Genomic DNA, 12,937 nt, shown 5'->3' on the forward strand with positions numbered 1-12,937 from the left:
GCGGGGCCGGCGCGGGGCCGGAAGCCATTCGGGATGCACCGGGATGAGGGGTGCGTCACAGCGGGAAAGAGGCTCTGGAGAGAGACCTCGTACGGCTGAGCCCGGAGGCTGTGACGGGCCTCTCGAAGCGGTTCGCGTGAAGCATCCGGTCATGATGCGGTCCGCTGTGCGGACAGCCAACCGAGATTCACGTGGTGGTGGAGCTGTCCGAGCACGTCCCGCCATGCGGCGATCGCCGCCGGACAGCACTCGCGCAGCCGGGGTCGGACTTCTTTCGGCTCACACCGTGCCGGTCGCGGTGGCGGGAGGCGGTCATCGGTCTCGGACACGGCTGACAGCGCACCGGCCTGATCGGCGCCGAACCGATCAGCACCGCGCCGATCAGCACCGAACCGATCAGCACCGGGCCGATCAGCACCCGTCCGAGCCGGCCGCCGCCTCGATGCCGTCCAGCAGGACGGCCAGCCCGGCCGCGAAGACGTCGTCGGTCTCGCGCTCCCAGGCGTCCGCCGGATCCTCGTCCCCGGCGAGCGGGCTCTGGGAGGACGCGAGCCGCGTCGACAGCGGGAAGCGGTCGGCGAAGTCGGGGGCGAGCTCGTTCAGGAGCGTCACGCGCGTGCCCCACCAGTCCTGGTCGGATACGCCGGTCACGGCCGCCGCCCGGCGGGTCTCGGCCGCCGTCCGGGCCGCGCCCTGGACGAAGTGGAGCAGCGAACTCACCACCGCCCGCAGGGTTCCGGCCCGCAGCCCGGCCCCCGACAGGGCGCGGAGCAGCGCCTCCAGGACGGCCTGCTCGTGCGGCCCGAGGACCGGGCGCGCGTACGAGACCTGGAGCACCCACGGGTGCCGCAGGTAGAACGCTTTGAGGTCCGACGCCCACGCCGTCACCTCACTCCGCCAGTCCTCGCCCGGCGACCGCCCGGTGGGGAGTTCGGCGTGCACCCGGTCGTACATGACGTCGAGGAGCTCGGCCTTGCCGGGCACGTACGTGTAGAGCGCCATCGACGAACACCCCAGCCGCTCGGCCACCGTGCGCATCGACAGCCCCGCCGCCGACGCGGCCTCGTCGGCCACCGCGATCGCCGCCTCGACGATCGCGTCGACGGTCAGCCCCGGCTTGGGCCCCGGGGCCCTGCGCCCCGACCGCGCCTCCGCCCGCCCCCAGAGCAGCGTCATGGACGCCGTCGGGTCGCCCTGCCCGGCGATGATGCCCACGCTCGATCTCCTTACGCCCTACGGTATCGTCATCCCCGCCGAACACTTTACATCCTACGGAATTGGCCACCGCCGGCCGGAACAGGGAGACAGCCGTGATCGAAGCGAGGCTCCACGACGGAAGCGTGCTCCCGGTCGAGGTCCACGGCACCGGGCCCGTCACCGTGCTGCTCCCGGTGGACCCCCGGCCCGCCGAGGGCGCCCGGGCCGAGGAGCTGCGGCGCTGGGGCGTCGACCCCGCCCTGGGCCGGTCGCTCGTACGCGGCCTCGGTGACGCCGGGTTCCGCGTCGCCGCCTTCGCCTACGAGGACCACCGCATGGCCCACCCCAGGCCCGACGCCCTCACCCCGGACGCCATCACCGCCGACCTCCTGGCCGTCGCCGACGCGGCGGGCGCCGAACGGTTCGCCTTCTACGGCTACTCCTGGCTGGCCCTGAGCGGCCTCCAACTCGCCCTGCGCACCGACCGGCTCGCGGCCTTGGCCATGGGCGGCTTCCCGCCCCTCGGCGGCCCGTACGCGGAGATGCTGCGCGTCACGAAGGCGGCGCACGCGATGGCCGGTTCCGCCGCCCGGGAGACGCCGGCCGCGACCTCGCACCCCGACGACTACGACTGGTCGTCCGTGGAGGTGTCCGCCACCGAGGCCCAGACCCGGCAGTTCGTGACGCTGTACGAGGCGTTGCGCGACTTCGACGACCGGGCGGCGCTTCCGCAACTGCACTGCCCGCGCCTGTGCTTCGCCGGCTCCTCGGACACGATCCCCTACGGCGAGGGCTGGGGCGGCGTCACCGTGGACATCGCCGGCGCGGTCGCCGCCGGGCGCGCGGACCTGGCCGCCGCCGGCTGGGAGGTGCACCTCCTCGACGGCCTCGACCACACGCAGGCCATGCAGCCGGCACACGTCCTGCCCGTCCTGCTTCCCTGGCTGGCGGCTTCACGCTCCGCTCTGGACGGTGATGTACGTCCACCGAGGTGAGAGCGTTCCGCCGTCAACCGGAGTGCCTGGGAGTTCCGTTTCCGGCTCGGACGCCCCGCCCCGCCTCCTAAGCTCGGCCGCGCCACAGCTCACCGCCGGGGGGTTCCCACCATGTCCGATCCGGAACGGCTCGACCCGTCTCGGGGCGTCATCGCACGCTACGCGGCGCGGTTGCGGGAGCTGCGCGTCGAGCGCGGCCTGACCCGGGCGGAGGTCGCGGACCGTGTCTTTCTGTCGTACAGCGCGATCGCGAAGTTCGAGACGGGTCAGCGCTTCCCCGTCGAGGAGGCGGCCCAGTTACTGGACGAGGTCCTTGAAGCTGACGGTAAGCTGTTCGACCTTTGGGACGACATCCAGGAGAGCCCGGACACGAGGTGGGCCAAACAGCACTACGACTACGAGTCGCGCACCGTGAAGTTTCGCCACTACACCGACTTCATGCCCGCACTCTTGCAGACGGACGACTACTTGACGGCCCTCCTCAGGCGCGGCCTACCGGAGGCTGGGGGCAACCTGGAGGCAAAGGTCAGGTATCGCCAGAAAAGGCGCGCCCTCCTTGAAGGGCCTGATCAACCTGAGTTCCACGCCGTCATCTTGGAAGCTGCCCTGCACTGGCGCGTTGGAGACGACCGGATCATGCGCGGCCAGTTGGCACACCTGCTCGCCTCAGCACGCAAGCCGCGTATCCACCTGCGCATAGTGGCGTTCGACCGCGTCCCGCCGTTCGACGGGCTCACGAACCTGACCATGGCGACAATCATGACGCTCCGCAGCGGGCAGTCGATCGTGTACCAGCCCGGAATCGTCAGAGGCACCTACATCTCCAAACCGTCAGAGGTCGCCGAGTACGTATCCCTGTACGATTCCCTCGAAGGCTGGGCTCTTTCACCTGAGGCGTCGACTGCCCTTATCCAAAAAGTGCTTGAGGAGAAGTACCGTGCCTAGCGTCTCCACGGATCCCTATGTGACCACCTGGCGAAGCAGCAGTTACAGCATGGGCGAGGACAAGTGTCTTGAGGTATCGGACCAATACCCCGACCTGATACCCGTCCGCGACAGCAAAACCCCCACCGGCCCCACCCTCACCATCCCCACCCCGGCCTGGTCCGCCTTCGTCACGGCGCTCGTCGAGGGGAACGGCCTCACCTCTCTCTAGGGCGTGTCCGACGGGTCGCGTGACTGGCTGGCTGGCGGATCGTTTCGGACGACGTGGGGCGGGGTGATCTATCGGATGGCGAATGGGCTCGGTTGGAGCCGCACCTACCCAGGAACGTGGGACGGGGTGGGCGGTGGAAGTGTCACCGGACGGTGATCAATGGAATTCTCTTCCGGTTGCGGACCGGCGTTCCATGGCGGGATTTGCCAACAAGGTTCGGGAAGTGGAAGACCGCTCATGACAGACATCGCCGCTGGTCGGCGGACGGCACGTGGGACAGGATCCTGCGGGCCGTCCAGGCCGATGCTGACACGGAGGGCCGGATCGACTGGTCCATGGTGAGTGTGGACTCCACGGTGTGCCGTGCCCACCAGCACGCAGCCGGTGCCCGAAAGCAGGCACCGCACAAGCCCGGCAAACGCACCCGGCCGGCCCAGCACCGTGCTGACGAAGCTCTCGGCCGCTCTCGCGGTGGGTTGAGTACGAAGATCCATCTGGCCAGCGAGGGTGGACTGCGCCCGCTCGCTCTGCTGCTCACACCCGGCCAGTGGGGTGACGCACCGCAGATGATTTCGGTGCTGGACCGCATCCGGGTCCCGCGCCCCAAGGGCGGGCATCCTCGTACTCGCCCCGATCACGTGGGCGGCGACAAAGCGTACTCGTCCCGCCGTAACCGCCGTTACCTGCGTAGGCGGCAGATCAAACTCACCATTCCCGAGCCGAAAAGCCAGCGGGCCAACCGGCGGCGCCGTGGCAGCGCCGAGGGCCGGCCTACTGGTTTCGATACGGCGGTCTACCGGCGCAGGAACGAAGTTGAGCGGACGATTAACGCGCTCAAGGCGTCCAGGGCTGTGGCGACTCGCTTCGACAAGCGGGCGTATGTCTACCACGGCACGGTCACCGTGGTCGCCATACGCCTGTGGCTCCGCCCCTGCCCGGCCGACCGGATCTAGCGGGTGGTCCAGGTGACGACGACGCTGCCGGGCTGGCCCGTGGTCCAGCCCTTGGGCTGCCTGCTCCCGGGGCATGTCCGGTAAGCCGTCTACATCCCACCGGACATGCCCCCAGGCCGGGTCAGCCCCTTCCGGGCTCCCCCAGGATCTGTGTAACGGTGAAGCTAACGAACTCGGCGGGGCGTGCCACGGCGATACCGATGTCGCAGTTCACACGGCCCTGCGCAACGGATTCCGGAGAGTTGTTGGTCTCGTCGCAGATGACGTAGAAGGCTTGGTCGGGTGTCAGGCCCGCCAAGGCCCCCTGCTGCCAGCTTTGCGTGAGGATGGTGAGGGCCCCTCCACGAAGCGTGGCCCACAGCCGGTCGTCATTGGGCTCGAAGACAGCCCAGGTGCTGCTTTGCCTGATCGAATCGGAAAGGAACGACACGAGCCTCTTCTCTCTCATGTCCTCCTGCGGGAGAGATGCCGGCGCAGGGCCTTTGGAGTTCGGCGTCGTCATGAGAGCCTCCTGGTGCCGCTTCGAGTGGATCGTCAGCGCATGACGTTGCCATAGCGGCCGGGGCAGGCGGGCCTGAATGTCCCGGTTGGCCTAAAACAGGCGGTGAGCTCCAGGGAGCATGTCCTGGCCCCGTGCCCCGTCATCTAGGCGGTGTCCGACGGGTCTGGTTACTGGGCGGCACCCACGTCGTTCCACCGCTCGTGGGACGGGGTGATCTATCAGACTCAGAGTGGGCCCGGCTGGAGCCGCACCTACCGCAGAGCATCGGACGGGGTGGACGGTGGAAGTGCCACCGAACGGTGATCAACGGCATTCTCTTCCGGCAGCGGACCGGTATCCCGTGGCGGGATCTGCCGCCGCGGTTCGGGAAGTGGAAAACGGTGCACGACCGGCATCGGCGCTGGTCAGGGGATGGCACCTGGGACAGGCTTCTGCGAGCTGTCCAGGCCAACGCTGACGCTGAGGGCCGGATCGACTGGACCATGGTCGGTGTGGACTCGACATCCTGCCGCGCTCACCACCACGCCGCCGGCGCTCGCGGATGCCCGCCACGCGTTCCGGGACAACGCGACCGGCCTGCTCAGCACCGCGACGACGAGGCCCTGGGCCGGTCCAGGGGCGGACTGACTTGCAAGATTCATCTGGCCAGCGACGGCAGACGACGCCCCCTCGCCATCCTCATCACCCCGGGACAGTGGGGTGATGCCCCACAACTCATCCCCGTACTCGAACGTATTCGTGTTCCCCGCCCTGCCGGAGGCCAGCCGCGTTCGAGGCCCGACCACGTCAGCGGCGACAAAGCGTACAGTTCCCGCCGTAACCGCTGCTACCTACGGCGTCGCCAGATTCGGCACACCATCCCCGAACGCAAAGACCAGCGGGCCCACCGCCGTCGCCGAGGCAGCAGGGGCGGTCGACCCGCCGGTTTCGACCAGGCACGGTATGCCCGCAGGAACGAGGTGGAGCGGACCATCCTGGCGCTCAAGGGCTTCCGGGCCGTGGCCACCAGATAGGACAAGAGGGCCTACGTGTTTCAGGGCACGGTTACCCTCGCCGCGATCCAGCTATGGCTGCGCTAGTCAGCCTTGTCCTTCTTCTCTTCAACCTCGTACCCCATCCCTTCCCTTGCGGCGTTCGCAAGAAGGCCGTCGTCCTGACCGGCATCCCACGAGAACGTACCGGCCAGGCCGCGCTCCTTCGATGCAGGACCGGAACCCTTCGAGACCGGCTTCTTCTCAGCCATGCGCATACCTCCTGACGATGATCACAACGGGTCCACTGTAGAGCCGCCAACCTTGCGTCGGAGGCGGATACCTAGTCCCCCCTTTTGGCTCTGTTCACGAGAACGGACAGCAGATGTTCACCACTTCGGGAGGCACCTGCGCCGGCCCCTGTTCGAGCGGCGGTCTTCGTGACCCGGCGCCGCATTCCACGGCGCCGGGCGGCCCGTCGGACGTCAGACGGTGGGCGTCGCGAAACGATAGTCCGCCGTAGCCATCTGCTCTTGGCGCTGCCCGATGAGCACCTGACCTTCCGGCGCGCGGACGTCGTGCTCCGACTCCTGGCCGGCAGTAATCCACGCGCCGGACGTGAAGGACAGGGGGTACTCGGTGCCGTTGATGTGCACGGTCACCCGGGCCGACCGGACCTGTTCGCTCTCGTCGCCCGAGTGCAAGCGGCCCACCAGGGCCTCGCCCGATGGGCACACGAACTCGAAGTTGGACCCCCGCCGCGGATTAATCTCCACCCAGGAACCGGAGTCGACGGACGTGTCGTACACGCCATCGGTGGTCACGACAACCATGCGAGCGTGGAGGTAGCGGGTCTCACCGTTCACGTCCCCATTGTGGGAGTAACCCACCAGGACCCTTCCTTCCGGAGCGACGTAGGGGGTGCCGGCCTTGATCGCGTCGCTGGCCTGCAGGTCACGCACCTGGACGCTCCAGCCCTCAGAACCCATCAGTGAATCCTCCTCGCGTCATGGGATCAGCCGACCGTCGGCAGGTCCGACGCCATCCTCATCAGACCAACAGCCTCTGCCCCCGCAAAGACCAAAAAGCCACTCAACCGGGGCAGCATTTGGCTGGTTCATCATCGATGCCCGCTAGCCGTTCGAATCTTCCAGGCGGCGCAGGTGCCTCCCGAAGTGGTGAACATCTGCTGTCCGTTCTCGTGAACAGAGCCACCCTTTTGGTGACCCCTCGGACAGGCCCTAGCTCCGATGTCGATCCGGCCACGTCCGCTCCGACTTCATGATGTGCGGCGCCCCGTCGCACGGTGACGCGACAGGAACTGGCGAGGAAGACGTGGATCAACTGCTGAGAGTCATGAACTTCAACGTCTCGAGTGACGGAATCGGTGCCGGTGAGCACCAGAGTCTCGAGCGGCCGTTCGGCCACGATCATCCGGAGAGGCTGTTCGCCTGGGCCGGAGCCACGGCGAGCTGGCCCATGCGCACGGAGCCCGGGGGGAGTCGGGGCCTCGACGACTACTTCACGCGGGACTTCGCGCGCGGCATCGGTGCCGAGATCATGGGCCGCAACAAGTTCGGGCCCCAGCGCGGCCCCTGGCAGGACCACGAGTGGCGCGGCTGGTGGGGGGAGGAGCCCCCGTTCCGCACTCCGGTGTTCGTCATGACCCACCACACGCGACCGTCGTTCACGCTCTCCGACACCACGTTCCACTTCGTCGACGACGATCCGGCCACGGCCCTCGAACGGGCGCGGGAAGCGGCGCAGGGCAAGGACGTCCGGCTCGGCGGCGGAGTCACCACCATCCGGCAGTTCCTCGATGCCGGCCTCGTCGACACCATGCACGTGGCGGTCTCGCCGGTACGGCTCGGGGCCGGACTGCGGCTCTGGGAGTCCCCCGACGAACTGCTCGACCGGTTCCACCTGGAGGTCGTGCCCAGCCCGAGCGGCGTGACGCACCACCTGTTCTGGCGAAGGTGACGTGAGGGCCCGCCGGCCGCGGCCAGCGGGCTTCTGCCGGGTGACCGTCCGGCGGGCGGCCTGGCGGACGACCACGGGTAAAATCGCCGGTGACGAGGGCCGCACCACGCCCCCGGTGAAGATCCGACGCTCCGCGGGAGAAAAGCGTGCGCGAGTCCCTGACGCCCGGTGCCGCCGCCTGTCCGCCGTGACGGTGTGACGCTTCACTGCCGGGCGTGAGACGGAAGACCTGGGACGTGAGCCCGAGCGCCGTCGCGCGCGACCCGCTCCGTCCGGCCCGCTCCTCCCTTCTCCGCTCCCCTTCTCCCGCACGCACCAGCCCGCCGACGGTCGCGTGCCCGAGCACGAACAGGTTTACTTCCCCTTGTCTTCTGCCGCTGCCACCGCCGCGTCCCCGGCCGCGCGCCTGCGCGCCGCCCTGAAGCCCGACTGGCTGTCCGACCCGAAGGTCTGGCGCACGGAGGTCCTGGCCGGCCTGGTCGTCGCGCTCGCGCTGGTCCCGGAGGCGATCGCGTTCTCGGTGATCGCCGGGGTGGACCCGGCGATCGGCCTGTTCGCTTCCTTCAGCATGGCCGTGGTCACCGCGATCGTCGGCGGCCGGCGGGCGATGATCTCCGCCGCCACCGGCGCCGTGGCCCTGGTGATCGCGCCGCTGAACCGCGAGCACGGCCTGGGTTATTTGATCGCCGGGGTCATCCTCGCCGGTGTCTTCCAGATCGCCCTCGGCGCGCTGGGGGTGGCGAAGCTGATGCGGTTCGTGCCGCGCTCGGTGATGGTCGGTTTCGTGAACGCGCTCGCGATCCTCGTCTTCCTGGCGCAGCTACCCGAGACGAGGAACGTTCCCTGGGCCGTCTACCCGCTGATCGTCGGCGGGCTTGCGCTCATCGTCCTCCTCCCGAAGCTCACCACCGTCGTCCCCGCCCCGCTCGTCTCGATCATCGTGCTCACGGCGATCACCGTCGGCGCGGGCATCGCGGTGCCGACCGTGGGCGACAAGGGCGACCTGCCCTCGTCCCTCCCGGTGCCGGGGCTCCCGGACGTTCCGTTCACCCTCCACACCCTCACCACGATCGCGCCGTACGCGTTCGCGATGGCGCTGGTCGGGCTGATGGAGTCGCTGATGACGGCGAAGCTGGTCGACGAGATCACCGACACTCGCTCGAACAAGACCCGCGAGTCGGTCGGCCAGGGCGTCGCCAACATCGTCACCGGCTTCCTGGGCGGCATGGGCGGCTGCGCCGTGGTGGGCCAGACGATGATCAACGTGAAGGTCTCGGGCGCCCGGACCCGCCTGTCCACGTTCCTCGCCGGCGCTTTCCTCATGGTGCTGTGCGTCGTCTTCGGGCCCGTCGTCTCCGACATCCCGATGGCCGCACTCGTCGCCGTCATGGTCATGGTGTGCTTCGCGACCTTCGACTGGCACTCCGTCGCGCCGAAGACCCTCCGGCGGATGCCCGCAGGGGAGATCGCGGTCATGGTGATCACGGTCGCGCTCGTCGTGGCCACCCACAACCTGGCCGTCGGCGTCGTCGCCGGTTCGATCACGGCGATGGTCGTCTTCGCCAAGCGCGTCGCCCACCACGCCGACGTGACGGCCGTCACCGATCCCGACGACGGCGGGACGGTCGTCTACCGGGTCACCGGCGAGCTGTTCTTCGCCTCCTCCAACGACATCGCCGAGCGGTTCGACTACGCCGGGGACCCGGAGAAGGTGGTGATAGACCTGTCCGCCGCCCACGTCTGGGACGCCTCGTCCGTCGCCGCCCTCGACGCCGTCGAGGCGAAGTACGCCCAGCGCGGCAAGACCGTCGAGATCACCGGTCTGAACGCTCCGAGCGCCGACCTCCACGGCCGGCTCACCGGCGAACTGACCGGTCCCTGACGCCGCCTGCGGGAAGGGGCGAGCACCGCCTCGCCCGCGTGTCACCACCGGCTCATGGCGTTCTCAGCTCGTGGCTTGCGGCACGGCTCTTCGCGATGTTCCGGATCTTCTTCCTGCTTCCCGACTCGGCGAGCAGCGCGAGTACCGCCGGTGACGTCGATTCCTCGGCGAGAACGCGCTGCATCCAGTCCGTGACCTCCGCCAACTCGGCCGGTGTCGGCACGTGACCGGCCCGGAGGGACAGATAGAACAGCCAGTCGTGGACGCGGCGGCGGATGAACTCGCGATGCCCCTCCGTCTCGAGCCGCTCGACCTCCGGCAGTATGCCGGCCGACCACTGCCGGAGCTCGGCGGGACCGCTCGCCGTCATCGCGGTCCTGTCCACGAGGGCGACCACCGCCGTCTTGGCTCCCATCTCGTCGGTGTCGCGCAGGATCGCGGCCACATCGACACGCGGTGTCATCACTTCATCCCTCTCGCAGGGCTCGCAGGGCTCGCAGGGCTCGCACGGCTCGCAGGGCCGGACTTCACATCGCGGGCATCTTCCTCCGGTCCGCACGCTGATCCAAACGAAGCGGCCCGGCCCGCGCGACCGACTCCCCCGTTCGAAACGCGCACACGTCAGCGAACACACATCGTCACCGAAGCGGCTTTCGGACAATCGACATCGCACCAAGCATGAGCCCTTCAATGGCCGGGGCAGCCATCTACGGCACGTTGCGTGACGAATCAGTCACAAACAGTCGCCTCCTGGCCGACGAAGGGACGCCGTGTGAGCACACCTGCCCCCAACCAGTCTTTCCGTGTCAGCAAGCCCGCCGACATCACCTACGCCGTGTGGGACACCACGCGCTTCGAAACCGGCAGCACCACCTGGGTCGCGGTGCCCGGGGCCGAGATCGACCTCAAGCTCGGTCAGGGGCGTCCGTCCTGGGCGCCCTGTTCGTGGCCACGTTCAGTGCCGAAGCGCTCTGCAACGCTCCGGACGACAACCAGGTCCTGAAGGCGACGGTCTTCTTCGGCGACCGGCAGGCCGAGCCCGTCAGCGACAACCACCGTTTCGCGACCGCCCGCGGCCACGTCGAATGGTCCAGCCACACGCTGATCCGCACGGCGCGCTTCGAGCCCGACCTCGCCGTACGGGACGTGACGGCGCGGGTCAAACTCCAGCTGGGGCAGGGCACGGACGGCAACGGCGGCGTACAGAACTGGGTGCTGCGAGTCGAGCGGTTCAACCTCTGATTCCACCGGTTCCACGACGACCGCGAGGGGGGAAGATGAACGACGACCAGGTCACGTTCCACACGGGCCGCGACTACCAAGGCGACGCCCACACCTACACCATCAGTGACGACGTCAGGTTCACCGAAAAGGATCCGCTCAACGACGCGTTCCTGTCCGTGAAAGTCGGCCGGAAGGCCAGGATCCTCGCATGGCAGCACGGCAGTCAGCGCGGCGACTACCGTGAATGGGAGGCCGACCAGCCGGACATCGGTGACATCGGCGGCCTGACCCGCTTCAAGGTCACGGACAACAGCATCCCCGCCGAGCGGTTCGCGGTGGACCCCGGCGGGCCGCCCGACGTGCTCCTGGTCCCCGGTGGCAGCACCGGCTTCCCGGGCGTGGTCGTGCGGAACACCGGCCCGACGCCGGTCGGCAGCCGGACCGTCACCGCGGAACTGCCCGCCGACAAGGGCCTCCAGTGGGGTACCGCCGGGCAGCCCGACTGCCAACTGACGGTGCTGGACGGCGCGGTGTACCCGGGCACCCTCTCGTCCGATGGCCGCACCCTGTTCTTCGACGGCGTCGACCTGGACATCCCGCCGGACGGCAAGCGGGTGATGTGGGTGGCCGTCAGCGCCGTCCCCGAGGCCCTGTCCACGACGACCGCCCTCCGCTTCACGGTCGGCGAACGCGCCTCCGACTCCACCCCCGTCCGCGTCAGCAGGTCGCCGTTCACCGTCGAACCCGGCGGCCCGCCCGACGTCGTCCTCCAGCAGGGCGGAGCCGTCGGCTACCCGGGCGTACGGCTGACCGGCGGCACGAACGACCCCATCGCCCCGCAGACCGTCACCGTCACATTCCCCGAGGACACCCGGCTGGTCTGGGGACGACCCGACCACCCGGACGACCAGTTGACCGTCCTCGACGCCCACGGTGCGCCCACCGTCCACAACGGGAAGTTCTCGGAGGACGGGCGGACCCTCACCTTCACCGGCGTCGACACCGGCCTCTCCGGCACCGGATCGCACTCCGTCATGTGGGTGGACGTCAGCGCGGCCGAGGACGCCGAACCGGTGCGCACCGCCCTGTCGTTCGCCGTCGGCGAGCAGGACTCGCCCTCCACGCCCGTGGTCGTCGCGCCGCCGCCCCTGTTCGGCGTGGAGCCGGGCGGCCCGCCCGACGTCACCGTCACCCAGGGCGGACCGCCCGGATATCCGGGGGTGAGGGTACGGGACACGGGTTCCTCCGCGCTGCTCACCGACGCGAAGGTGACCGCCGTCCTGCCGGCCGGGCACGGGCTGTCGTTCGTCGCCGAGGGCGGGTCCGACTGCCTGCTGACCGTGTGGGGCCAGGACACCGGCGAGGTCCGCTACGCCGGACACCTCTCGGAGGACGGGCAGACGCTCACCGTCGACCGGGTGCGTCTGAGCGCCCCGGCGGGCGGAGCGGCCGCGCTGTGGGTGGCGGTCGAGGCGGGGGCCGGCGCTCCCGCCGGGACCACGACACTCACGTTCACCGTCGGCGACGAGGAATCCCCCTCCAACCCGGTGCACATCGCGCCCTCGGAATAGGACGCGTCCGCCCCCGCCCGCCGCCGGGCGGGGCGTTCCCCACGACCCGGCCCCGCCCCGGAGGGAGTACTCGTACGTGAACACGGTGGCGCCCCACCGGCCCCGACTCGCCCCGACCCCCACCCCGCAGGCCATGACCATCACGGCCCGCGTGTACGGATACCCGCCCACCCACAACGCCGGATCCGAGTGGATGCTCCACTCGATGCTCCGCCCGCTGGCCGAACGCGGCCATCGTGTGACGGTCTGGCTCTCGCACCCAGGAGAGATCGAGAAGAGCTACGAGATCGACGGAGTGCGCGTCGTCCCGTACCAGGAGGGCCTCGACTTCGCCACCCACGCCCAGCGCGCGGACCTGCTCCTCTCCCACTTCGAGAACGTCCCGATCGTGATGGGGCTGGCCCGGGACCGCCGGATACCCGTGGCCGTGATCTGCCACGACGACTTCTCCACCAGCTTCCACAACGCGGCCGGTGCCGACCTCGTCGTCTACAACAGCGAGTGGA

Annotated in this window: 13 protein-coding genes and 2 pseudogenes; 10 read left to right on the top strand and 5 right to left on the bottom strand. The window is 69.2% G+C overall.

Going from position 1 to position 12,937, the window contains the following annotated elements:
* Window positions 1-411: 411 nt before the first annotated feature.
* The gene (locus JNW98_RS22350; protein WP_223770054.1) at window positions 412-1,215 is read right to left on the bottom strand and encodes a TetR/AcrR family transcriptional regulator C-terminal domain-containing protein; all 804 of its coding nucleotides are present in this window, start codon (window positions 1,213-1,215) and stop codon (window positions 412-414) included.
* Between the two features lie 95 nt (window positions 1,216-1,310).
* On the opposite strand from JNW98_RS22350, the gene JNW98_RS22355 reads away from it, so the two are divergent.
* The 4 genes from JNW98_RS22355 (at window position 1,311) to JNW98_RS22370 (ending at window position 4,301) form a co-directional block, all read left to right on the top strand.
* Window positions 1,311-2,192 (top strand): alpha/beta hydrolase, encoded by an 882-nt coding sequence (locus JNW98_RS22355; protein ID WP_223770066.1) that lies wholly within the window; start codon window positions 1,311-1,313, stop codon window positions 2,190-2,192.
* 111 nt (window positions 2,193-2,303) lie between these two features.
* Complete coding sequence (locus tag JNW98_RS22360; protein ID WP_223770055.1) at window positions 2,304-3,137, top strand: helix-turn-helix domain-containing protein; 834 nt, start codon at window positions 2,304-2,306, stop codon at window positions 3,135-3,137.
* Window positions 3,130-3,348: a DUF397 domain-containing protein gene (locus JNW98_RS22365; RefSeq protein WP_223770056.1), complete on the top strand. Its 219-nt coding sequence runs from the start codon at window positions 3,130-3,132 to the stop codon at window positions 3,346-3,348. Before JNW98_RS22360 ends, JNW98_RS22365 begins: the two co-directional genes overlap by 8 nt.
* 53 nt (window positions 3,349-3,401) lie before the next feature.
* Window positions 3,402-4,301 (top strand): IS5 family transposase, encoded by a 900-nt coding sequence (locus tag JNW98_RS22370; RefSeq protein ID WP_223770057.1) that lies wholly within the window; start codon window positions 3,402-3,404, stop codon window positions 4,299-4,301.
* A 121-nt stretch (window positions 4,302-4,422) separates the two neighbouring features.
* On the opposite strand, the gene JNW98_RS22375 is transcribed toward JNW98_RS22370, so the two are convergent.
* Window positions 4,423-4,803, bottom strand: coding sequence for a phage tail sheath C-terminal domain-containing protein (locus JNW98_RS22375; protein ID WP_223770058.1), 381 nt, complete (start codon window positions 4,801-4,803; stop codon window positions 4,423-4,425).
* Window positions 4,804-5,003: 200 nt separating this feature from the next.
* On the opposite strand from JNW98_RS22375, the pseudogene JNW98_RS22380 reads away from it, so the two are divergent.
* Window positions 5,004-5,882, top strand: a pseudogene (locus tag JNW98_RS22380) (IS5 family transposase).
* Here the strand turns inward: JNW98_RS22380 and JNW98_RS22385 are convergent.
* Window positions 5,879-6,046 carry a hypothetical protein gene (locus JNW98_RS22385; protein WP_223770059.1) on the bottom strand — a complete coding sequence of 56 codons (168 nt, stop codon included), beginning with the start codon at window positions 6,044-6,046 and terminating at the stop codon, window positions 5,879-5,881. The pseudogene JNW98_RS22380 and the gene JNW98_RS22385 overlap by 4 nt on opposite strands.
* Window positions 6,047-6,259: 213 nt before the next feature.
* Window positions 6,260-6,763, bottom strand: a complete 504-nt coding sequence (locus JNW98_RS22390) for a hypothetical protein (RefSeq protein ID WP_223770060.1) — start codon at window positions 6,761-6,763, stop codon at window positions 6,260-6,262.
* A 346-nt stretch (window positions 6,764-7,109) separates the two neighbouring features.
* Here JNW98_RS22390 and JNW98_RS22395 point away from each other — a divergent pair, with 346 nt between their 5' ends.
* Window positions 7,110-7,754 carry a dihydrofolate reductase family protein gene (locus tag JNW98_RS22395; RefSeq protein ID WP_223770061.1) on the top strand — a complete coding sequence of 215 codons (645 nt, stop codon included), beginning with the start codon at window positions 7,110-7,112 and terminating at the stop codon, window positions 7,752-7,754.
* A 364-nt stretch (window positions 7,755-8,118) separates the two neighbouring features.
* Window positions 8,119-9,636 (top strand): SulP family inorganic anion transporter, encoded by a 1,518-nt coding sequence (locus tag JNW98_RS22400; RefSeq protein WP_223770062.1) that lies wholly within the window; start codon window positions 8,119-8,121, stop codon window positions 9,634-9,636.
* A 52-nt stretch (window positions 9,637-9,688) separates the two neighbouring features.
* Here JNW98_RS22400 and JNW98_RS22405 read toward each other — a convergent pair whose 3' ends face one another.
* A complete protein-coding gene (locus JNW98_RS22405) occupies window positions 9,689-10,099 on the bottom strand; it encodes a hypothetical protein (RefSeq protein ID WP_223770063.1) in 411 nt (136 codons plus the stop codon).
* 482 nt (window positions 10,100-10,581) lie between these two features.
* On the opposite strand from JNW98_RS22405, the gene JNW98_RS22410 reads away from it, so the two are divergent.
* The 3 genes and pseudogenes from JNW98_RS22410 to JNW98_RS22420 form a co-directional block, all read left to right on the top strand.
* Window positions 10,582-10,878 (top strand): hypothetical protein, encoded by a 297-nt coding sequence (locus tag JNW98_RS22410; protein ID WP_223770064.1) that lies wholly within the window; start codon window positions 10,582-10,584, stop codon window positions 10,876-10,878.
* 35 nt (window positions 10,879-10,913) lie between these two features.
* Window positions 10,914-12,431, top strand: a complete 1,518-nt coding sequence (locus JNW98_RS22415) for a beta/gamma crystallin domain-containing protein (protein ID WP_223770065.1) — start codon at window positions 10,914-10,916, stop codon at window positions 12,429-12,431.
* Window positions 12,432-12,507: 76 nt separating this feature from the next.
* Window positions 12,508-12,937 (top strand): annotated as a pseudogene (locus tag JNW98_RS22420) (glycosyltransferase family 4 protein); the annotation flags it as partial.

The sequence above is a fragment of the Streptomyces huiliensis genome (assembly GCF_020037025.1).
GTDB classification, from domain to species: Bacteria; Actinomycetota; Actinomycetes; order Streptomycetales; family Streptomycetaceae; genus Streptomyces; species Streptomyces huiliensis.

Excerpts from the sequence above, each read along its gene's own strand:
- JNW98_RS22360 (WP_223770055.1), top strand. The coding sequence starts at position 2,304 with ATGTCCGATCCGGAACGGCTCGACCCGTCTCGGGGCGTCATCGCACGC.
- JNW98_RS22375 (WP_223770058.1), bottom strand. The coding sequence starts at position 4,803 with ATGACGACGCCGAACTCCAAAGGCCCTGCGCCGGCATCTCTCCCGCAG.
- JNW98_RS22385 (WP_223770059.1), bottom strand. The coding sequence starts at position 6,046 with ATGGCTGAGAAGAAGCCGGTCTCGAAGGGTTCCGGTCCTGCATCGAAG.
- JNW98_RS22390 (WP_223770060.1), bottom strand. The coding sequence starts at position 6,763 with ATGGGTTCTGAGGGCTGGAGCGTCCAGGTGCGTGACCTGCAGGCCAGC.
- JNW98_RS22405 (WP_223770063.1), bottom strand. The coding sequence starts at position 10,099 with ATGACACCGCGTGTCGATGTGGCCGCGATCCTGCGCGACACCGACGAG.
- JNW98_RS22415 (WP_223770065.1), top strand. The coding sequence starts at position 10,914 with ATGAACGACGACCAGGTCACGTTCCACACGGGCCGCGACTACCAAGGC.